Here is a 19,872-nt window from a genome sequence, read left to right on the forward strand (position 1 = left end):
CTGACCGCTCGAGTGGATCCCTCTGAAGGCATCCGCTCGCCACGTCACGGCCTCGCTCGTGCTGGCAGCAATCAGATGTCAGACCCCTCAGGAATAATCGTCACCATGAGGAAGCGCCTTCGTCGAAGCCTGGCCGACTCCCACGACCAGCACGGTCTCGTACGGACCGGGAACCGGGTCCGCCGGGCTCCACGCGGACGGTCGGCCATCGATCCGCTGGCGCCGGTCGAGACCGAGCCCATGAACGCCTGGCTGCTGCTCGGCGCGTCGGACGCACTTCTCGACACCCGGAGTCTCGCCAGCTATCGACGGGCAGGTGCTGAACTCATGTGGACCTCGAACCAGCGTGCTCAGCCCGGAGACCTCGCGCTCATCTACCTCACCACTCCGTACAAGGAGGTCCGGTTCGTCGCGCGCACGGCGAGCGAGTCATTCTTCTCGACCGACCTGGAGGTCGAAGGTGACTCTCCTGCCGGCAGGGCGCAGCACTGGACGTATCTCACGGCACCCGTCGAGATCGAGCCGATCCCCCTGTCCGACCTCCGCCGCGCGTCGGACTCCGCCCTCGTCATGCAGGGACAGTCCGGCAAGTACCTCCGTCCTGAGGTCATCGAACGGCTGCAGTTCCGTGCCGCGAGGACTGCGGACCAAGCTGAGCTCGAGAGGATCATCAGGCCTCCGTCCGGCGATCCCGAACTGCCCGATCCCAGCGTCTTCGACCTGGACAGGTGGCGCACGATCGCTTCGGGAGCGCTCGGGCTCGAGGCGACGGTCGAACGGTACGTTGTCGAGCCGCTGCTCCGGCAGGTGCTCGAGGGGACTGGTCTCGACCTGGTTCGTCAGTTCAGGGTCGGCCGCAAGCAGGTCGACTACGCAGTGCTGCGAGACGAGCAGCCGCTCGCCGTGGTGGAGGTCAAGATCGCGGCCCCAGCCCCCACGGACGGCGACTGGACAAGCACGAAGCAGTTCGCACAGCTCAGGGGATACGTCCGTGATCTCGTGGTGCCCGGGCTGCTCATCGACTCCCACCGAGTACTCCTCGTGGACCGCGCCGGCAGCCGGGTACTGGACGAGATCCCCCGTCGCGAGACGAAGGTCGAGGACATCACCCGCATCCGGATGCACATTCTCGACACCTGACAGCGTAGTTGAAGTATGTGGCGGTCCTTAGCCAGGACATCACGGTCAGCCCGCTGGTAAGTCGTCAGCTCCTGCTGCGGGATGCGCCCGGAGTAGCTGGCTGCAGGTAGGGGTCCAGGTCCCCTGGATGGTCAATAGCGACCAATCCTGCTGACCACGCTCGAGGGCCGCGACGTCGGATCTCGCCGAGGCGCTCCGCCTCGCCGGCGAGGGCGGCTGGGTCATGGGCGGGGTCAGGTGTACGCCGCCGTGCTGGCGCACGTGAGCCGCGTGGTCGTCACGGAGATCGACGTGCGGCTCGCCGACGACCTGGCGCACCCGCTCACCCCCAGGTCCCGACATCTCGGACTCATCCGCTCCCCATGTCCCTCATGCCGGATACGGTCGCGAGAGCGCACCCCGAACGGAGCACACGATGAGCCTCAACAAGCTGTCCCGGTTCCTGCACCTCACGAACCGCACCGTCCGTGACGTGAACGCCGTGAAGCGCGGCCGGATCGGACGGCGGATCGGTAACCGCTTCCTCGGCCGGTTCACGTCCCGCCTCATGCGCCGGGCGTGGTTCCGGTAACCATCTCCGAGATGCTGCCGGCACGGACCGACGACGACGAGGCCGGCCTCGGAGGTGCCGCACCAGGCTCGTCGCACGGCGGGCAACGCGCAGGTGGCCGAGGCAGCCCGCACAGGTTCACCGCGCCGAACACGGGACCTCAGGCTTAAGGTGCACGGGCCCCACCGACCATTGATCGGAGCGAACGATGATTCTCGGCCGCATAGCTCGACTCCTTCGCCGCACGACCCGCCCCGGACCCGGCGCCGGCCCGGCGGCGCCGAGGGCAGGTGGTCCACGCGCCGGCGGTCGCGGCATCGGCGGGATCGTGACGCGCCTGCTCCGCGGGCGGCGCCTGTAGCAACGAACCACGTCCAGGCTCCACGCAGCCTGGCCCGATCACTCGGCACCGAGCTCGTCGAGCAGGTCGACCGCGGCACGCATGTAGGAGCTGATCCACCGGTCGTGGATGCGCCGGATGGGCATCGGCGCGAGGGCGAGGTGACGTTCCCGGCCGACCCTGCGTCCCGTGACGAGCCCTGCCCTCTCGAGCACCCGTAGATGCTGCAGCACCGTGGTGCGGTCGAGGAAGGACACGGCCGCGCACAGCTCGCCGGTGGTACGGGGGGCCTCCTTGAGGGCGTCCAGCATGCGCCGTCGGGCGGGCGAGGCGAGCGCCTTGAACACCAGGTCGTCGGCCGCGTCCCCCGCGTCGTGACCGGTGCCCTCACCGACGTCGCCACCGACGTCGTCGCGGATGTCGTCGCGGATGTCGTCGCGGATGTCGGGCAACCCCTTGTCACGCCGAGCCAACATGTTGTAAAACTATCACATGTCAATGGAGAACCCGCCCGAGCACCTGTCGTTCACCGTCTCCGGACGTGTCGCACGACCGTGCGCCGAGGTCTACGAGGCCATCGCCGATCCCGACCAGCTCTCTCGATACTTCACCACCGGCGGCGCACGCGGCCGGCTCGACGCCGGAGCCGACGTCACGTGGGACTTCGCCGACTTCCCCGGGCGGTTCCCGGTGACCGTGCTCGAGAGCGAGGCGCCGCACCGCATCGTCATCCAGTGGGGGGCCGACGAGGGCACCACCACCTCCGGAGCCACGCGGACGACCTTCGCGCTCGAGCCGATCGACGGCGGCTCCCGCACGCTCGCCACCATCACCGAGGAGTCCTGGCTGCCCACGGAGGCCGGCGCCCGCGCCGCTTTCGACAACTGCGAGGGCTGGACGAGCATGCTCAACGCGCTCAAGGCGTGGGTGGAGCACGGCATCAACCTGCGCGAGGGCTTCTACGTGTGAGCCGGCCGGCGGCTCGTCGGCCGCTGCCGCCGCTCGCCGCTCACCACTCGGTGGGGACGCCGACGCCGAGGCTGCGTGCCCGGGCATGGCGTCCCGGCTGTGCCGCAGGTGGCGCGCACCCGACCGGCAGGCACCTGACGCACGACGAAGGCCCGGACCATGTGGTCCGGGCCTTCGTGGCGCCTTGCGCGTGGTAGCGGGGACAGGATTCGAACCTGCGACCTCCGGGTTAGGAGACCAATATTCCCCTCGATGAGCCGACACCTCATCTTTGCCCGACACATCAACGGTTTTCGGGCCACGCTTCCTTACTCGAAGTGACTCGCCTTGACCGTAGATTACTGATCTAGCCCGTAGTCTTGCCCGTAGATGTTCAACTGGCGTGGATGCGGCGATACGCCTGCACCAGGGCGCTGGTGTCGGTTCGATCGGTGTACGAGGCCTCGTTGGTCTGCTCGTCGTGGCCCAGCGCCGCCGAGTAGTCCTCGCGGTCGACCCCGGCCTCGGCGTACCGGCTCGAGAGGGTGGTGCGCCACAAGTGCGTGCGCGCGTGCTCCATCAGTGGGATGTCGAGCTCCTCGGCCAGTCGACGGTAGAGAATGGCCACCTGCCCGCCAGCACCACCGTTGCCGCTGCTGCTCCAGCGCTTCATCGGGTCCGCAGGTGACCCGACGACGAACTCCTTGGGCGACCTGGCTCGGTTGAGTCGCGCCAGCAAGTGCGCCTCGATGCGCGGGTCGGCCACCGGGGTCTGGCGGGCAACTCCGGTCTTGGCGATCTCCTTGGTGACGTTAACCCTCAGCACCCCGTCGTCGCCGACGTAGAGCAGGTCGCAGGTGATCTGCAGGGCCTCGCTGATCCGCAGCCCGGTGCCGGCCTGAAGGATCGTCAGATCGATGGTGCCCCGACGCTTCGAGACCCGATCTGCCAGCGTCCACCGCCCCCGCTTGGGCGGCTCGACGCCCTGGGCTGGATCGGCGAACAGCAACCAGGTGATCACCCGTTCCTGCTCGGCGGCGTTCAGTGCGCGACCGCCAACCTTCGGCTTGGTAACCGGGCGTGCGTTCTTCTTCAGATCCAGCCGCGCTCCCTCGAGGGGGTTCTTGTCGACCAGCCGGTGTCGCTGCATGGGTTGACCGACGTACTTGCCCAGCACCGACCTGGCCTGCCGGGCGCTCTCGGCACCGTGCTCGGAGGCGATAGCGTGCAGGGCTCTGGTCAGGACGTCGTAGTGCCACGCGGAGACGATGGAATGGCCGGCCAGACGGGAGCGCACCATCTTCAGGACCCGGCGGTACTGGAGCACCGTCGCCGGGCGTCCGGCGTCCTCGATCAGTGGGGCAGTGACCTCGTCGAGGTAGCGCTCGATCTTGTCGGAGCCCTTCCACACGGCGTGCCCACCGGTGGCCAGCAGCTCGTCGGCGCGCCTCTTTGCCTTGCGACGGACCTCAGCCGCCGTTGCGCCCTGCGTGCGACGGTCTGGCAGCAGGCGTCCGTCGTGCAGGCGGACGCTCCAGTCAAGCACCATGACCTCGCGCCCCTTCAGGGTGCGCCTGGTCGGGGTGTTGCGATCGATGCTGTGCTCACCGGGCTCGAGCCGCGTGGTGGCTGCCTTGCGTCGTGTCGTCCCCATCCTTAGACCGTAGCCCTCGAGCGCAGGTTCAAGAAAGGCCATTCGACTCTTATCCACAAGATGTTGTGCATTGACTCCCACTCACCACTAGATACGGGAGTCACACACGTGTAATCTGGAGTCATACAGACAGAGCAGCCCGAAGCAGAATGAAGGGCTAGGGCGTGTCTCCTAACCGTTTGAGCCAGAGGGTGATGGCCCGCAGGACGGCGCCGCCGCGGTAGGTCAGGGCGAGCTTGTCGTAGCGGGTGGCCAGGCCACGCCATTGCTTGTCCTCGTTGAAGGCGCGTTCGACGACGTTGCGGCCCTTGTAGTCCTCGATGTCGTAGGTGACGGGCCGCCCGCCCTTGCGGCCACGGCGTTTGCGGTGTCCTTGCTGGTCGGACGGTTCAGGGATGACAGCGCCGATCCCGCGCCGGCGTAGGTGGTGACGGATCGCTCGGGAGGAGTAGGCCTTGTCCCCGCGGACCCGCTCTGGTCGGGTCCTGGGCCGGCCCGACTCGCAGCGAGCGACGCGCAGGTGGCCCATGAGCACCGGGAACATCGGCGCATCACCGCCCTGGCCCGGGCCCACCAGCACGACCAGCGGAAGCCCGCGGCCATCGACGAGGTGGTGGATCTTGGTGCTCAACCCTCCACGGGAGCGTCCGACTGCGTGGTTAGCGGGCTCGATGAGCAGATTCGTGTAGTTCGACGGTGCCCCCTGTGTCCCGCGGGAGGTTCGTGGCGTGCTGATGGGCGCGATTGACCGTGGCGTCCACGCTCACCGCCCAGTCGATCTCCCCGACCGCGTCGGCCTCGGCCAGCAGCACCGCATGGATCTGGTCCCACGTGCCGTCGCTACTGAACCGGCGGTGCCGCTTCCACACCGTCTGCCACGGTCCGAAGCACTCGGGCAGGTCCCGCCACGGAGAGCCCGTGCGGAACCGCCAAGCGATCCCTTCCACGACCTGGCGGTGGTCCTGGAACGGACGACCTCCCTTGCGAGACGGGGCCGGCATCAGCGGTTCGATCCGAGCCCACGCAGCATCCGACAACACACGAGTCCGCGACATGACCCCCACCCTGCCGCCCGCAACCCCAACCAGTTAGGAGACACGCCCTAGGGGCATCTCCCGACTGGTAGTTCCCCCGATTTTGATCGCCTGCGACGGCGCACCGGGTTCTCTACCTGCAGAGCACGATCCTGCAGGAGAGTCATGTCTGAAACCCCCCTCGTCTACCGCGGCGTCCTCTCAGCCAAAGAGGCTGCGGGCTTCCTTGCCACCACCGAAGGCACGTTGTCGCAGTGGCGACACCGCGGCGAGGGTCCGCCGTTCGCACGGATGGGCCGCAAGATTGTCTACCGCGTGGAGAGCCTCGATGCCTGGCTGCGCGAGCTCGAGACCGCCACCGGTGGTGAGCGCCGATGAGCCCCGACGACGTCAGCATCGAGCTCCGCAAACGAGCCACCGGTATCCCGACCGAGGAGGCCGGCATCGACCTGTTGGCCCAGTCCGTCCATGGAGCTCTGCTCAGCGGACCTTGGATCCGCACCGATGAGCACGGGCCCTACTTCGATACCTCCCGTGTGGACGAGTCCGGATGGCTCTCCGGCGGCGAGCAGCGGCTCCTGCAGATCGCCGCGTCATTGGTCGACCTCGACCGCACCGTCCCCCTGGCGGAGGTCCTGACCGGCCTCGATGAGTGGCACACCAAGCTCGTCCTGAACGCCATGACTCACGCCACCGGCTGGTCGGAGGTGAGCAAGCCATGACGGGAGATGTCCCCCTCGATGCCGATGCCCCTCAGGAGGGCATGGGTGGGTCGATGGCGAACGCGACCAGTGCCGCAGGACCCCCGACCGCGACCGCGAGTCGTCCCCATCTGTCTTGGTCCACGACACGGGTGGGAGGAAGCCCGTTGAGGGCCTTGGAATGCCCTGCTCCGAGCGTGATCGTGACCTCGACCGCGGCGAAGGCGCCCAGCGCCTACCGCCTGTCCCCCAGCCGGCCGAAGGCCGGTCCTGAGCATGTCGTGGAGCCTGGTCTGGCGCTCGACGAGCAGAGCGAGATCGATCCGTCCGTTGGTGACCACCGGCGTGTCGCGCCGATGAAGAGTTGCTCCACCATTGCTACCAAATGGCGCGCAGCGCCGGTTCCAATGCGCGGGGGGCTCAAGCTTGCCGATAGCCCCCCGCACTACGAACTGCCTCATAATCCAGGGGTTTCGACCCGCGCCGCGCTGCGTTCCGTGGCCCGTCAGCACAGTCTCGACCGGGCCTCCGACGCGCGCCATTACGCGCGCCATTTGGTTCGCGATGGAGGCAATGGCGCGCGCGTGGGGCGGTGGTCGCGATGAGCCAGGCAACGAAGAGGCGGAGTGGCCCCAGCGGCCGGAAGCCGCCGGCGTACGTGACATTCACTCAGCAGCTCAAGCCGGAGTACTGGCCGGGCTGGGACGTGGCACTGATCCTCTCGGGTGACACGCGGGCGATCGGTGAAGAGGTCCTGCGCCGATACGAAGCAGCGGGCGGCGGCTGCCAAGGGTTCTGGATCATCAAGCACGACAAGGATCTCCTGGCGGACGGGTGCCCGAAGGACGACCACGTCCACGTCATCATCCAGCAGAGCGCCGGGCGGCAGGTCGAGGGGAAGCTGCAGTGCGCCGCGATGGATCAGGCCTTCGGCTGGGACAAGAGCGTCGTGAAGGGTCCGCCTCGTGGCGGTCGCATCGAGAACGCGCAGGCCTACCTGATCCACGCCAAGGACCCCGACAAGCATCAGTACGGCGTCGAAGAGGTCATCACGCTCCGGGGGAAGGACTACGCCGAGATCGAGGCCGAGCACCGCGATGCCTGGGCCCGCCGCGCCGTGATCGGCCGCAAGGCCGCGATCCCGATGAAGGAGTGGAACGAGTTGGGCGACACCCTCGTGCAGAAGGTGCTCGACGGCGAGGTCGACGAGCTGGACATCCTCAAGGACAAGACGTTGATGGACATCTACACGCGAAACGAGGCGAAGGTGAACCTGGCGCTGAAGAACCGCGCCAAGCGCGAGATGCACCTCGAGGTCGAGAAGCTCCGGGCGGGGATCTTCCAGAAGACGGTCGTCTGGGCGATGGGAGCCAGCGATCAGGGCAAGAGCTACCTGGTCGAATCCGTCGCCGCGGAACTCTCTGCTCGCCTGGGTTGGCCGATCTTCCGCGCCACTGCGAAGAACGGGCCGGACGATTACAACGGCGAGCAGATCTTCATGATGAACGAGCCCAGCTCCCGGGTCTTGGAGTGGGCCGACTTCCTCCAGCTCCTCGATCCGCGCCAGGCCGGCCCCATCTCGGCTCGTTACGCCAACAAGCGCGACGCGGCCCCGCGACTGATCCTCATCGCCGTCGCGGTCGATCCCGTCGAGTTCGGCTTCTTCGTTCCCGGGAAGCGCTCGACTGGTGACTCCCTGGATCAGCTCGTGCGCCGCATCACCTTGATGGTTGAGGCGAAGAAGATCGACGGCCAGCCGCACTACGCCGTCAGCACGGTCGGGCAGACCGTGTCCCGGGAACGGTTGATTGCGATTCCCCATCGCGTCGATGGCTCTCGTTCCGAGCGGGTGCGGGTCTCCCACGGGGAGTTGGTCACCGTCAGGGACCTCGATCACGAGTTCGCCGTGGACGTCGTCCTGGGCGAGGTCGCGGACAGGTCGCCTGACGCGGGCTTGGAGATCGACCAGACCCGTCGATTCTCAGCCCATGCTGAGCGCCAGCGGGCACGGTCGTTGAGGAGCCAGCTGGCTGACCGCGGCATCGTTCTTGCCGAGACGCCCGCAGCCGTCGAGGGAGGTGCCGCATGAACACGGAGAGCACCTCGTCCGCGATGGTCATCATGACGTCGCCGGAGACCCGTATCGCGGTCGGCGACGCCCTCATGGTCCATACAGGTTCCCCCGGAGGGCCCCGGACGATCACGAGCGCAGCGAGTGATCGTCTTTACGGGGCTAAAGACGATCCGCTTCCACCCGTTTGGAACCACATCAACGGAGAGCGGGTGGCGTCATGAGCACGATCACCGGACGCGCTGGCGGCAACATCAGACATCTGCAGCATCGGGGCACGAAGGGCACAGGCGGCACACGTGCCGATCGCGCCTCCTTGCTCCACGAGTCGATGCGCGAGCTGGACCCCGAGGCGGCGAAGATCCACGCCGCGATCAACCGCAACATCGTGCTCGAGGACACCCCGTTGAACGTGGCGATGGTCAACGACACCGAGGGCGGGTTCCGTCGCCCGACGTCGACGAGGGAGGTCCTCGACTACGGCGACGAGCGCATCGACAACGTCCACCGGAAGTGGAACGACAACTCGTTCGAGACGACGCTGATCGTGGTGCACCTCCCCAAGACGCTCTGCGAGGAGATCCCCAGCTACTACCCCATCGTCGACAAGGACACCGGCGAGCCAGCGCTGGACGACTCGGGTGAGCCGAGGACGCGCAGCCGGTGGGTCGCCAGGGACCGGCAGGAGGCGCTGCGGTACTTCGACGAGGTCGTGCGCTACTACTCCGGCAGCGTCCTGACCGGTGGTCAGGCGGCGATCCATGGCTACGACGTCAACTTCGACGAGTCGACCCCGCACATCCAGATCATGGCCGACACCCTCGGGCCTGATCCGAAGCACCCGGGCAAGCTGCGCGTGGACGCCTCACGGATGTGGGGAACCCATCGCGACGTCACGGTCGACAAGGTCAACAGGGCCACCGGGGAGCCAGTCATCGATACGGGCACTGGCGAGGTCGAGCAGGTGATGGAGCAGGCCAAGGCGAAGATGGCCCGATACCAGGAGGGTCTGCGCGAGCACATGCACCGCCTGGGGTACCCGGTCGAGCGCGACTACGACCCCGAGCGTCACCTCTCCGGTCTCGGCAAGGTCGAGTACACCGAGACCCTGGACGCCAAGCGCGAAGTCACTGAGCGCGCGCATCGGGTGGCGGCCCAGGTGGAGAACTTCAGGTCGGGAGTCGACGACGCGCGTACGTGGATCGAGGGAGAGCGTGCCGAGCTCGACGACCGCGCGGGCGTCCTCGACCGCCGCGAGGCGGAGATCCCGCGGCTGCGGGCTCAGGCGGTGCAGGAGGGCCGTGCCGAGGGTATGGCGGCTGCGGAGGCCACCATCGAAGCCGAGGTCCAGGAGCGGGTCGAGCAGGCGCTGGGACCGGCCCGAGCAGCGCTGCAGCGCCAGCGGGAGCAAGACGAGGAGCGGGTCCGAAGGGACCGTGCGGCCTACGAGGCAGCGGCCGCGCAGTTCGCCGCGCTCAGCGCCCGGATCCAGCCCGTGGTCGACGATTGGGAGCAGCTCAACCCGCAGACGAAGAAGGGACGCAGCGCGCAGCGCAACATCGACGCCATTGCGAGGATGCGTAGTACTGCCACCGAGATCGAGGCGATCACTTCGCAGGATGGTCCCGAACTCGGTGAGTGACCCGACCGTCGGGAGAGCCGGGCTCCACTGGTCAAAGCTGGGCGCCTACGGTCCAAAGTGGCACCCGATCCGAGCCACGAATGGGCGCTCTGTGACCGAGAGGCGCCCATCAATGGCCGAGGATGCTTGGCATCCGTCGGCTGGCGCAGCGAGGCCACGCCGCGGGCATGCCTGACCACCCTGAGGCCAGGTGCTGCCCGGTTCACGTCCACGGGTCCTCGAAGGGCACGTTCGCGTCGCCGTCATCGAAGGTGCGCCACCAGACGATGGTGTCCTCCCACTGCTGGAACCCTGCTGCGGCGCATGCCCGGTGCAACTTGGCCATCCCCGCATCGCGTAACGGCCCCTCTTCCAGCGCCTTGCCGGAGGACAGGGACAGCGGCTCGGGCTGGGTCACGGCAATCGTCGAGCTCGGGTACACCTGAAGCAGGTCGACGACGTTCGTCACGATCGCGCCGAGGAGCTTGTGCCCGCGCCACTCCTCAGCGAGCGTGACCCGGTCGATCATGAGCACGTCCTCGATGATCCCCACCTCAGGCGAGTCAACGATGTCTTCGGCCACAGCGGCGAGGATGGCGGCATCCGTGCTCAAGCAGTCGCCCGCGTCAGCCAACCGTCCGGAGTCGGCCCATCGGGTGCACCAGCCGGTCATGGTGCCGACGTCGTGCACGCTGCTGACAAGGTCGACGTAGGTGACTTCAGCCCGGAAGCCACGCAGGAGACCGCCATCGTCTTCGACGCGGTAGAGGCTCAACCAGATCTCGAGATCGTCAGCCCCAAAGGTAGTGAAGTCGATGCCCAGATCGGCGAGAGTCGGCTCATCCATGACACGAGACTGCCACCTGGATCCGCCGACGTCAGAGCCCGATCTCGGCGCAGAACCAGCATCGACTCGAATATCAGGAGAGCATCGAAGCGGGCTACTGTCCGCGTCACTCCCCCGCGACGACCAGTCCCCGACAGACGCGCCAGAAGTGCGCCACGCCACGACGACTAGGCTGTCGCACCTCAGCACTACGTTCGGACCATGACCCGGAGAGGAGATGGATATGGCAACCAACTCCGCCATCGAGTGGACCGAGGTCACATGGAATCCCGTCACGGGCTGCGACCGCGTCGCGGCCGGCTGTGACAACTGCTACGCGCTGGCACTCTCCAAGCGCCTCAAGGCGATGGGCGCGGAAAAGTACCAGAACGACGGAGACCCGAGGACATCCGGGCCCGGCTTCGGGGTGACCATCCACCCGCGAGCCTTGAACCAGCCGCTGCGGTGGCGGACGCCGAAGGTGGTCTTCGTGAACTCGATGAGCGACCTGTTCCACGCCAAGGTCCCACTCGACTTCATCCGCGACATCTTCGATGTAATCCGTGACACCCCACAGCACACGTACCAGGTGCTCACCAAGCGCGCCCTGCGGATGGAGCGGGTCGCCCACAAGCTCGACTGGCCAGACAACCTCTGGATGGGTGTCTCGGTGGAGTCCGACGACGTGGTCAATCGGATCGATCACCTCCGAACAGTCCCAGCGACAACGCGGTTCCTGTCCTGCGAACCGCTCCTCACGGCACTGCCCGACCTGAACCTTGCCGACATCGACTGGGTGATCGCCGGGGGCGAGTCCGGACCACAAGCGCGCCCGATGGACCCGGCCTGGGTCGAGGACATCCGCGACCAGTGTGGCCAGGCCGGCGTGGCGTTCTTCTTCAAGCAGTGGGGCGGACGAACACCCAAAGCGAACGGACGTGAACTCAACGGCCGCACCTGGGACGACATGCCCCATTTGGCGAGAGCTCTATGACAGCCTCTGTCAGGCGGGCAGCGGCGGAAACTCGATCAGGGTGCCATCTGGGAATGTGTTCTTCCTCTTCTGATTCGGCGAAGAGATGCGCTCCGCCTCTTGCATCGGCTTCAAGGTCATCCTTTTAACCTGACCGCTATGGAAGGGCGTCCTGGTTATCACGTATTGGTTGACCTCTTCGAAGATTACCGTTCGCCCGGCGAAATGCTTGGCCAGTTCGTCCTGCAGTGGCCCTGTGTTGGCCTCGTCCTCGAAGAGCACCGGACGACCAGCTAGCCGGTCATCGAACCGGTACCCGCCGCCAGGAGCAAGTTTCCACATCGCCTCCTTCATTTTGTCGTACGCCTGGTCGTTTCTGGTGCAGAAGAAGAGATAGCTTCCGGTACGCCCGCTCGCGTTGATCATTTCGAAACTGCAGACGTGCGCGAAGTCGCACTCGTTGCGCAGTTGCTCCTCATACAGGTCATGGATGAACTGTCCGCGACCGGCGTCGGCGGCCGGGGCGTTCTTGTAATCATCACATCCGAAGAGCGCTGTGAAGTGCGGGTCAACGTTTCCGGCGTTCGCGAACCGATTGACGCTGTTGAAATCGAAGTATATGAACAGTTCGCACGACGGATGGCTGACCAAGTCGCGAATCAAGGACATCGGGACGTCCTTGTAACCGAACGGGTCGATGAACGCGAACGTCGGTGCCAACTGTTTGCCCGTGGGGATAGAGTCGAGCAGTTCCCGGGCAAGGGTCTGGAAGTTCTGCTTACGCTCGAGGACTCGCACGTTCACCGGCCAGGGCGCACGGATCGCTTTGACGTCGGCAAGCACGCCCTTGAGCGACGCGAACCTCTCGTCATTCCACTCGTTGAAGATGAAGTTGAACGTAGTGCTGCCAAAGTCGGCGAAGGAACGGTGCTCCAAGAGGGTGTTGAGCGTCAAGACCGGCGAACCGGGCTCGTCGTCACCATAGTGACCGGGGCCGGCAAAGCCGTCCAGCACGTTGACCCGCGGGTGGAACTTGCTGCTTCCGAAGATGCCGAACCACGCGCCGAGGTACCGCGTGAGGATGTCGTGCTTGGCTTTCGTATGGGGTGGCCGAGTCCAGACGGTCGGCAAGCTGTCGCCCTTCGGCATCGTCGTCTCCTGTCACCAGCGGTGCGGCGGCTATTTGTTGCCCTTGGCGCGGTTGTGCGACTGGCAGAGCATGGTCAGGTTGGACAGGTCAGTCGAGCCCCCTTTGGACCAGGCGGTCACGTGATCTGCGTCCATCTCGTTCTGCTTGTAGATGCGAGCCCTGTTGTTGTCGGTGCCGCTCGCGCACAGCGGGCAGTTGGACACCTTGTCAGCCTTGGCCTTCTTCGTCTGCTGTTCGTAGGCGACGCGCTTGTCCTTCTCGTCGAACAGGCGAATGGCCAGGAGCTGCCGCTGCTTCTCGCCGCCGAGCACGTACTCGTAGATGCCCTTGACGTTGCGCACGGCTGGGTCAGCGCGCAGCTCGTCGATCCTCGCGTCGATCTGGGCAGCGTTGTACGACGTGGCGTGATACTCCTCGTAGAGCCGACCCCACTCGAGCCCGCGCATCTCTTTATCCGGCGGGCGGATGAAGACGCCGTCGACCCAGTCGATCACGGATGTGAAGTAGGTCTTCAACCCGGCGATGTTCTCCTCGTGCCGGCGCTTGGCGAGGTAGGAGTCGACAGTGACGCCCTCGGAGGACGAGACCCAGTCCAGCGCGACGGCGAGGATCTCCTGCCGCTTGGGGTCGCCCTTGATGTAGGAGGCCCACTTCTGCATGTTCGCGTTGTTCGAGTTGCTGTACTCAGCCTTCGCCTTGGTCACGAAGGGGCCGGAGTAGATCGCGTTGAGCAGTTCCTGCTTGTTGAGCGGGACGCCGGCGATGTTGATGGTCTGGAACCATTCCTTAATCTCGGACTCCGTGCCAGAGCAGTGGTAGACGAGGAGCTCGGCGTCTTGGATCCGCTGCTGGTCGTCCTTGGGCAGCGAGGAGAAGGTCTGCTCTTTGCCGTTGGCGTCCTTGATTGCGAACTTCCCGGTGATGAAGCGACCGATGCTCGTGATGCGCTGCTGGCCGTCCAGGACCTCGAGTTGATCGTTCTCGTCGTCCACGTTGAAGTAGATGAGGCCGAGCGGGTAGCCCTTGAGCAGCGAGTCGATGACGGCGACGTCCTTCTTGCCGTCGCCGTAGATGTAGTGGCGCTGGTACTCGGGCTGGATGACAAGCTTTCCTGCCAGACCGAACAGCCCCTTAGCCTCGAGCTCGTTGTACACGAAGCCCTCCAGGACGTCTGCGACAGAGTAGTGCTTGAGATCGGTCTTCACAGTGCGTCCTTCCGCCGAATGATGATGCGCTTGTACGCAGTGTGGTGATACGGCTTGGTCAGGCCGAGCCGACGGTGTCCGGCGCTGTTGCTTCCGGTGCCGCCGTCCTCGTAGTACTTCTTGACAAACTCCTCCCCGAGCGTGTCCACTCCGATCTCGCGCATCGCATCCATGTCATCGGCGTGCGCGACGATTTCGAACTGGTCGGGGTTGTACTTATCCAGGAACGTGATGGGGACACCCATCGGCCCATCAAAGTCGCTCGGGATCGAATCGACCCAGGGGACCTCGATGGCCGCCTCGAAGTTGTAGTAGCGCTGGTAGCCGACGCCCCGTACGTCCTTGTGCTTGGAGAACTTGATGTTGTCCGCCATGGTCATCAGTTGCAGAGGCTCGTGCCTTCTACCGTGCTCGATGTTGGTGAACCAGCATGCATGACCCATTCGCGTAAAATCGTACTCATCCGTGGACAGATAACCCAGCCGCTCGGCCTTGAGGCGGTCGGCGTCCTTCACAGGGGTGCCCTTGGGGACCCCGAAGACCATGTCCGTGCTGTTGGCTGTCGCGCCCTTCCAGAGTCGGTTGTCCCGGATGAGGGGGAAGACCTCTACATAGGTGGTAGCACCGTTGTTGCCGATGACAGCGACCTTCTTGCCGGCTTCGATCGCCCAGGGGATGAACGTCTTGAAGAGACTGAAGGGCGGGTTGGTGATGATGATGTCGGCCTCGTCGCGGAGCGCAGTGACCTCGGGGCTGCGGAAGTCCCCGTCGCCCTCGAGGTACTCCCACCGGAGGTCATCGATGTTGACGACGCCGTCGTCGTTGATGTCCTTCGGCTCGAGGATGAACTTCTTGCCGTTGGTGTGCGTCTTGGTCTCATCGAACTGCGGGTCGTTCACCTCGAACAGCGTCGGCTGATGGCTGATCTTCGCCGGGTTGCTGTCCGGTGCGTACGAGGTGGAGATCAGCTTCTTGATGCCGTAGTCCGTGAAGTGGAGGGCGAAGAACTTGGCGAAGTTGGACCACTCCGGGTCGTCGCACGGCAGCAGGATCACCTTGTCACGGAAGACGTCAGGGTCGTACTCCAGGTAGGCGTTCATCTCCCGCTCGATGTCCGCCCACTGCGTGTAGAACTCATCGTTCTTGGCGGCCTTCGCCGAGACCAGGTTGGCGTTCCTCGTCCGCACTCTGGTGGTGCCCTCCGCCTCCGTCACCATCGTCGCCCTTCCTCACCGGCTCTGCTGCACCGCCGGAAGCGGGGCGCATCTCTGAGGCGATCCTATCGACGGCGACCGACAGCCCGGGTGGCCGGGCTTGATTGCCAGACCGTAGGTTAGACCGTAGTCGGGGCGTTGCCGGGGACATGAAGAAGGCCCCTGACCAGCGTTTCCGCTGGCCAGGGGCCTTATCTCGTAGCGGGGACAGGATTCGAACCTGCGACCTCCGGGTTATGAGCCCGGCGAGCTACCGAACTGCTCCACCCCGCGGCGACTCCTCAACATTACGACACGGGGAACAGGGACTCAACCGATGACGACGTGGGTCCGCTCACCTTGCGACCCGCCTCACGGCCGCACCCGGGCACGTTCACGGCCCCCGCCTCGGGCGCGAACGCCGTCGGCGGGGGCCGGTGATCGTCAGGCGACCAAGTGCCGACCGGCCGGGACGCGACGGAGCCCCGACCTCGCGGCCGGGGCTCCGTCGTCGTGCGGGCTACTCGCTCGGGGTCTCGACCCCGGGGGACGGCGCCTCGGACGCGGACTCGCCGATCGGGTCCTCACCCGTCGCCGCGGCGATCTCGGCCTCGGCCGCGAGCGCGTCCTCCACGGCCGCACTGAGCCGCTCCTGCGCCTCGCCGTAGGCCGTCCAGTCGCCGGCCGCCATCGCCTCGTTGGACTCGGCGAGCGCCGCCTGCATCTCGGCCAGTGCGTCGGCGAGCCGCTGCTGCGCACCGGCCGGGACGTCGACCGAACCGGTCGGCTCCTCAGGCTCGGCGCCCTCGGACGGGGACTCCACGCCGGCGCCCTCGCTCGTGGCCGCGCCGGACTCGCCCTCGAAGATCTGGTCGAGGGCCTCGTCCAGGGTCGGGGCGAACCCGATCTCGTCGCCGAACGCCACGGCCACGCGCTGGAGCGTCGGGTACGCGGTACCGCCGGATGCCTGGAGGTACACGGGCTGGACGTAGAGCAGACCGCCACCCACGGGGAGCGTGAGCAGGTTGCCGAGGAGGACGTCGGAGCCACCCTGCCTCAGGAGGTTGAGCTCGGTGGAGACCTCCGGGCTCGAGTTGAAGTTGTTCTGGACCTGCCCGGGTCCCGGGACGGTCGAGTTGCGCGGAAGCTCGATGAGCCGGATGTCCCCGTAGCCGTCCCTCACCTCCCCCGGGGTGTTGCCCGTCTCCGAGTCGACGGCGACGAACCCGGTGAGCACGTTCCTCGGGTTCTCACCGCCGGGGATGTACGCGGTCGACAACGAGAACGTCGCCTCGTCCTGGCCGGGCATCTGCAGGGTCAGGTAGAACGGCGGCTGCTGCACGCCGTTGCCGGACGCCGTCGGGTCGGTCGGGATGTTCCAGAAGTCCGCACCGGAGTAGAAGGTGGCCGGGTCGGTCACGTGGTACTGCGACAGGAGCGTGCGCTGCACCTTGAACAGGTCCTCCGGGTAGCGCATGTGCGCCATGAGGTCGCCGCTCATCTCGCTGACCGGCTGGATGTTGCTCTCCGGGAACACGGACTGCCAGGCCTGAAGGATCGGGTCCGGGTTCTCGTCCTCGCCCTGCTCCCACTCGTAGAGGGTGACCGAGCCGTCGTAGGCGTCGACCACGGCCTTGACCGAGTTGCGGATGTAGTTGACCTGCTCCGGCACGTAGGCCGTGCCGGCCACACCGGCCTGCCCCTCGGACAGGGAGTCCTCGGTGGCCTCCTCGAGGGACTCGCGGGCCGAGTAGGGGTAGTCGTTCGACGTCGTGTAGCCGTCGATGATCCACACGAGCCGCGACGGCGTCTCGGGGTCGTCGTCGTCGTCCACGACCGCGGGGTAGGCCCGCGAGTCGAGCGTGAGGTACGGGGCTGCCCGGGCGACGCGCTCGTGCGGGTCGCGGTGGAAGAGGATCTGCGACTCCGACGTCACGCGGTCGGAGAACATCAGTTGGATGTCGCCGAAGCGCATGGCGAACATCGCGCGCTCGAGGAAGTTGCCGATCGACGGTCCGCCGTCGCCGGTGAACGTCGAGTTGACCTGCCCGTTGGGCGCGGAGTCCGACGGGTAGTCCAGCTCCCACGGGTCGGTCCCCTCGGGGGCGCCCACGACCGAGTAGAAGTCGGTGTCCTGTCCGAAGTAGACGCGCGGCTCGTAGTCGCCGAGCTCTCCCTGGGACGGGATGCCCTCCTGGAAGAACAGCGGACGGCCGTCCCGGTCGAGCGAGTTGCCCTGGGCGGCGACGACGCCGAAGCCGTGCGTGTACACGGTGTGCTGGTTGACCCAGGTGCGCTGCTCGTCGCTGAGGCCGTCGTGGTTGACCTCGCGCACGGAGATGACGGTGTCCTGCATCTCGCCGTCGAGCTCGTAGCGGTCGACGCTCAGCTGCTCCGGGAAGCCGTAGTACTGGCGGATCTGCTGGAGCTGGTCGAACGTCGGCGACACGAGGTTGGGGTCGAGGAGGCGGATCTGCGTGGTCGCCGCGCTGTCCTCGCCGAGCTGGCCGCGCTCGACGTCGGTCGTCGGCTCGTACGGCTCGCTGTCGACGCCGTCGAGCCCGTACGCCGCCCGGGTGGCCTCGATGTTGCGCTGGATGTACGGCGACTCGGCCTCGATGGCGTTCGGCTCGACCTCGAACCGCTGGACGACGGCCGGGTAGGCGGTCCCGACGACGATGGCCGCGACCACCATCATCGCCACCCCCGCGGCGGGCAGGCGCCAGGTGCTGCGCACCGCGGCGACGACGAACATCACGGCGACGAGCACCGCGATGGCGGCGAGCACCGCGCGCCCGGGTAGCGCGGCGTTGACGTCGGCGTACGAGGCACCCGAGAAGCGCTGGTTGTCACCGACGAGCAGGGAGTAGCGGTCCAGCCAGTAGGAGAGGCCCAGCAGCAGGGCGAACAGCGCCGCGAGCACGCCGAGCTGGACGCGCGCGCCACGGGAGACCCGGCTGTCCTTGCGCGCCAGCGAGAGCCCGCCGTAGAGGTAGTGCGCGACCACGGTGGCGATGAGGCCCAGCACGACGATGGTCATGACCACCGACAGCAGGGCGCGCAGCGCCGGCAGGGTGAAGACGAAGAAGCCCAGGTCCAGGCCGAACTGCGGGTCGGTGGTCCCGAACGTCTGTCCGTTGAGCCACAGCAGCAGCTCGCGCCAGGACGACTGCAGGCGCAGGCCCATGAAGATGCCGGGGACCAGCGCGGCGGCGACGAACAGCAGCCTCCGTCGCGGCTCGATCATGCCGCGGTAGCGGTCGAGGTTCCGCTCCTCCGGAGTCGTCGGGGCGTAGACCTTCCGCGAGCGGTAGGCGATCTCCAGGCACGTGAGCACCACGCCCGCGGAGACGACGAGGCCGATGACGAACAGGACGGCGCGCGAGCCCCATTCCCGGTAGACCACCCCCTCGTAGCCGATCTGGTGGTACCAGGACAGCTCCGTCCAGACCTGGGCGAAGGCGAACACGAGCGCCGCGAGCACGCCGATGACGATGATCGTCATCGCGAGGGTGCCGACGGTGCGCTCGTTGGAGCCCGAGCCCGGTCGAGGGCCCTGCGCGCGGCCGGGTCGGGACATGGGTGGAATGGTCACGCGGAAGGCACCTCACGGATGTGCGGTCGCGCGGTCCGGCATCGGGCCCCACGACTGTCGATGGTCCACTCCAGGGTAAGCGCTGCACGCCCGGCCCGGTTCGCCCCTCGGGAGGCCTCGGCCACGTTGTTCGCGCAGGGCGCAGCCTCGGCACCCCGCCGGTGCACGCGTGGGTGAGGATGGGCCCATGACGGACGCCCCGAACCCGCCCGAACCCGGTCCCACCACGCCCGGCGGTGCCGTGCCCGCAGCCGGCACCGACACCCCGTCGACCGACGGTGCCGCGCCGTCCCCACGGACCTCTGCCGTGCGAGCCGCGGTGCTCGACCTCGAGCGGCACGCCGCCCGGGCCGGCTGGGACGGTCCGGTGATCGTCGCGGCGCTCGTGCGCACCGGCGAGGCCCTTGCCGCGGACCCGTCGCTCGAGACGACCCTCGGGGTCGAGGCCGTGCTGGCGGGCCGGACGGATCCCGACCACCTGTTCGCCGTCGAGCAGGAGGGCCTGCCCGAGTCGGACACCCTCGACGAGCTCCTCGGTCAGCTGGCGTGGCCGGACGAGGTCGCCGGCGCCGCGATCGTCGTCGAGCGGATCGTGGTCCCGCCGGAGGCGGAGGCCGGGCTGCCGTCGGACCCCGAGGAGTCGCTCCGGGCTCTCCGGGAGCACCCGTCGCGCGAGGACGTGCGCATGGCCGTCGGCGTGCTGCGCTCCGGCGAGTCGTGGTGCGCGCTGCGCACCCGCGCCCACGACGACGACACGATGGTCGCCGGCTCGCCCGACGCCGTGCCCGGCCTCGTCCACGCGCTCGCCGCGACCCTGAGCTGAGCCCGCGCGCGGGGCCGGCGGCCCCGGGGCGGGACGCCTCAGGAGGGG

General features: G+C 67.0%; 18 protein-coding genes and 1 tRNA gene. 10 read left to right on the forward strand and 9 right to left on the reverse strand.

The features are described from left to right. Positions 1-105 precede the first annotated feature (105 nt). Together AC24HA_RS14295 and AC24HA_RS14300 are read left to right on the forward strand one after the other, a co-directional pair. Positions 106-1,140, forward strand: coding sequence for a hypothetical protein (locus AC24HA_RS14295; protein WP_425710051.1), 1,035 nt, complete (start codon positions 106-108; stop codon positions 1,138-1,140). A 415-nt stretch (positions 1,141-1,555) separates the two neighbouring features. After that, positions 1,556-1,711, forward strand: coding sequence for a hypothetical protein (locus AC24HA_RS14300; protein WP_425710050.1), 156 nt, complete (start codon positions 1,556-1,558; stop codon positions 1,709-1,711). 378 nt (positions 1,712-2,089) lie between these two features. On the opposite strand, the gene AC24HA_RS14305 is transcribed toward AC24HA_RS14300, so the two are convergent. Continuing rightward, positions 2,090-2,380: an ArsR/SmtB family transcription factor gene (locus AC24HA_RS14305; protein WP_487563644.1), complete on the reverse strand. Its 291-nt coding sequence runs from the start codon at positions 2,378-2,380 to the stop codon at positions 2,090-2,092. Positions 2,381-2,522: 142 nt separating this feature from the next. Here AC24HA_RS14305 and AC24HA_RS14310 point away from each other — a divergent pair, with 142 nt between their 5' ends. After that, positions 2,523-2,999, forward strand: coding sequence for an SRPBCC domain-containing protein (locus AC24HA_RS14310; RefSeq protein WP_425710048.1), 477 nt, complete (start codon positions 2,523-2,525; stop codon positions 2,997-2,999). Between the two features lie 373 nt (positions 3,000-3,372). On the opposite strand, the gene AC24HA_RS14315 is transcribed toward AC24HA_RS14310, so the two are convergent. Continuing rightward, positions 3,373-4,632: a tyrosine-type recombinase/integrase gene (locus AC24HA_RS14315; RefSeq protein ID WP_425710047.1), complete on the reverse strand. Its 1,260-nt coding sequence runs from the start codon at positions 4,630-4,632 to the stop codon at positions 3,373-3,375. A 157-nt stretch (positions 4,633-4,789) separates the two neighbouring features. Further along, positions 4,790-5,687, reverse strand: a protein-coding gene (locus tag AC24HA_RS14320) for an IS5 family transposase (RefSeq protein WP_487563524.1) whose coding sequence is annotated in 2 segments (ribosomal slippage) — positions 4,790-5,335 and positions 5,337-5,687 — 897 coding nt in all. Because the reading frame shifts where the segments join, the coding sequence is not laid out codon by codon here. Between the two features lie 144 nt (positions 5,688-5,831). Between AC24HA_RS14320 and AC24HA_RS14325 the strand changes: the two genes are divergently transcribed. From AC24HA_RS14325 to AC24HA_RS14345, 5 genes are all read left to right on the forward strand, one after another. After that, positions 5,832-6,044, forward strand: a complete 213-nt coding sequence (locus AC24HA_RS14325; RefSeq protein WP_425710281.1) for a helix-turn-helix domain-containing protein — start codon at positions 5,832-5,834, stop codon at positions 6,042-6,044. Next, the gene (locus tag AC24HA_RS14330; protein WP_425710282.1) at positions 6,041-6,388 is read left to right on the forward strand and encodes a P-loop NTPase family protein; all 348 of its coding nucleotides are present in this window, start codon (positions 6,041-6,043) and stop codon (positions 6,386-6,388) included. The genes AC24HA_RS14325 and AC24HA_RS14330 overlap by 4 nt, the downstream gene beginning before the upstream one ends. 176 nt (positions 6,389-6,564) lie before the next feature. After that, positions 6,565-6,972, forward strand: a complete 408-nt coding sequence (locus tag AC24HA_RS14335; RefSeq protein ID WP_425710283.1) for a hypothetical protein — start codon at positions 6,565-6,567, stop codon at positions 6,970-6,972. Then, on the forward strand, positions 6,969-8,456 hold the full coding sequence (locus AC24HA_RS14340) for a Rep family protein (protein WP_425710284.1): 1,488 nt from the start codon (positions 6,969-6,971) through the stop codon (positions 8,454-8,456). Before AC24HA_RS14335 ends, AC24HA_RS14340 begins: the two co-directional genes overlap by 4 nt. Positions 8,457-8,658: 202 nt before the next feature. Further along, positions 8,659-10,080, forward strand: coding sequence for a hypothetical protein (locus AC24HA_RS14345; protein ID WP_425710285.1), 1,422 nt, complete (start codon positions 8,659-8,661; stop codon positions 10,078-10,080). A 202-nt stretch (positions 10,081-10,282) separates the two neighbouring features. On the opposite strand, the gene AC24HA_RS14350 is transcribed toward AC24HA_RS14345, so the two are convergent. Further along, positions 10,283-10,906, reverse strand: a complete 624-nt coding sequence (locus tag AC24HA_RS14350; RefSeq protein ID WP_487563525.1) for a hypothetical protein — start codon at positions 10,904-10,906, stop codon at positions 10,283-10,285. A gap of 223 nt (positions 10,907-11,129) precedes the next feature. Here AC24HA_RS14350 and AC24HA_RS14355 point away from each other — a divergent pair, with 223 nt between their 5' ends. Beyond that, positions 11,130-11,879 (forward strand): DUF5131 family protein, encoded by a 750-nt coding sequence (locus tag AC24HA_RS14355; protein WP_487563526.1) that lies wholly within the window; start codon positions 11,130-11,132, stop codon positions 11,877-11,879. 9 nt (positions 11,880-11,888) lie between these two features. On the opposite strand, the gene AC24HA_RS14360 is transcribed toward AC24HA_RS14355, so the two are convergent. The 5 genes from AC24HA_RS14360 to AC24HA_RS14380 all read right to left on the reverse strand — a co-directional run bounded on the left by AC24HA_RS14360 (position 11,889) and on the right by AC24HA_RS14380 (position 18,986). Further along, positions 11,889-13,007 (reverse strand): three-Cys-motif partner protein TcmP, encoded by a 1,119-nt coding sequence (locus AC24HA_RS14360; RefSeq protein ID WP_487563527.1) that lies wholly within the window; start codon positions 13,005-13,007, stop codon positions 11,889-11,891. Positions 13,008-13,037: 30 nt separating this feature from the next. Then, positions 13,038-14,213, reverse strand: coding sequence for an HNH endonuclease family protein (locus AC24HA_RS14365; RefSeq protein ID WP_487563528.1), 1,176 nt, complete (start codon positions 14,211-14,213; stop codon positions 13,038-13,040). Then, positions 14,210-15,430 (reverse strand): adenine-specific methyltransferase EcoRI family protein, encoded by a 1,221-nt coding sequence (locus tag AC24HA_RS14370; protein ID WP_487563529.1) that lies wholly within the window; start codon positions 15,428-15,430, stop codon positions 14,210-14,212. The genes AC24HA_RS14365 and AC24HA_RS14370 overlap by 4 nt, the downstream gene beginning before the upstream one ends. Positions 15,431-15,626: 196 nt before the next feature. Then, positions 15,627-15,700 (reverse strand) — tRNA-Met (locus AC24HA_RS14375). A gap of 226 nt (positions 15,701-15,926) precedes the next feature. Continuing rightward, positions 15,927-18,986, reverse strand: a complete 3,060-nt coding sequence (locus AC24HA_RS14380) for a UPF0182 family membrane protein (RefSeq protein ID WP_425707914.1) — start codon at positions 18,984-18,986, stop codon at positions 15,927-15,929. 202 nt (positions 18,987-19,188) lie between these two features. Between AC24HA_RS14380 and AC24HA_RS14385 the strand changes: the two genes are divergently transcribed. Then, a complete protein-coding gene (locus AC24HA_RS14385) occupies positions 19,189-19,824 on the forward strand; it encodes a PPA1309 family protein (RefSeq protein WP_425707913.1) in 636 nt (211 codons plus the stop codon). The last annotated feature ends 48 nt before the right edge of the window (positions 19,825-19,872 follow it).

It is taken from the genome of Georgenia sp. Z1491, assembly GCF_057652395.1.

Excerpts from the sequence above, each read along its gene's own strand:
- AC24HA_RS14300 (WP_425710050.1), top strand. The coding sequence starts at position 1,556 with ATGAGCCTCAACAAGCTGTCCCGGTTCCTGCACCTCACGAACCGCACC.
- AC24HA_RS14380 (WP_425707914.1), bottom strand. The coding sequence starts at position 18,986 with ATGTCCCGACCCGGCCGCGCGCAGGGCCCTCGACCGGGCTCGGGCTCC.
- AC24HA_RS14360 (WP_487563527.1), bottom strand. The coding sequence starts at position 13,007 with ATGCCGAAGGGCGACAGCTTGCCGACCGTCTGGACTCGGCCACCCCAT.
- AC24HA_RS14370 (WP_487563529.1), bottom strand. The coding sequence starts at position 15,430 with ATGGTGACGGAGGCGGAGGGCACCACCAGAGTGCGGACGAGGAACGCC.
- AC24HA_RS14340 (WP_425710284.1), top strand. The coding sequence starts at position 6,969 with ATGAGCCAGGCAACGAAGAGGCGGAGTGGCCCCAGCGGCCGGAAGCCG.
- AC24HA_RS14295 (WP_425710051.1), top strand. The coding sequence starts at position 106 with ATGAGGAAGCGCCTTCGTCGAAGCCTGGCCGACTCCCACGACCAGCAC.
- AC24HA_RS14350 (WP_487563525.1), bottom strand. The coding sequence starts at position 10,906 with ATGGATGAGCCGACTCTCGCCGATCTGGGCATCGACTTCACTACCTTT.
- AC24HA_RS14355 (WP_487563526.1), top strand. The coding sequence starts at position 11,130 with ATGGCAACCAACTCCGCCATCGAGTGGACCGAGGTCACATGGAATCCC.
- AC24HA_RS14330 (WP_425710282.1), top strand. The coding sequence starts at position 6,041 with ATGAGCCCCGACGACGTCAGCATCGAGCTCCGCAAACGAGCCACCGGT.
- AC24HA_RS14385 (WP_425707913.1), top strand. The coding sequence starts at position 19,189 with ATGACGGACGCCCCGAACCCGCCCGAACCCGGTCCCACCACGCCCGGC.
- AC24HA_RS14345 (WP_425710285.1), top strand. The coding sequence starts at position 8,659 with ATGAGCACGATCACCGGACGCGCTGGCGGCAACATCAGACATCTGCAG.
- AC24HA_RS14310 (WP_425710048.1), top strand. The coding sequence starts at position 2,523 with ATGTCAATGGAGAACCCGCCCGAGCACCTGTCGTTCACCGTCTCCGGA.
- AC24HA_RS14315 (WP_425710047.1), bottom strand. The coding sequence starts at position 4,632 with ATGGGGACGACACGACGCAAGGCAGCCACCACGCGGCTCGAGCCCGGT.
- AC24HA_RS14325 (WP_425710281.1), top strand. The coding sequence starts at position 5,832 with ATGTCTGAAACCCCCCTCGTCTACCGCGGCGTCCTCTCAGCCAAAGAG.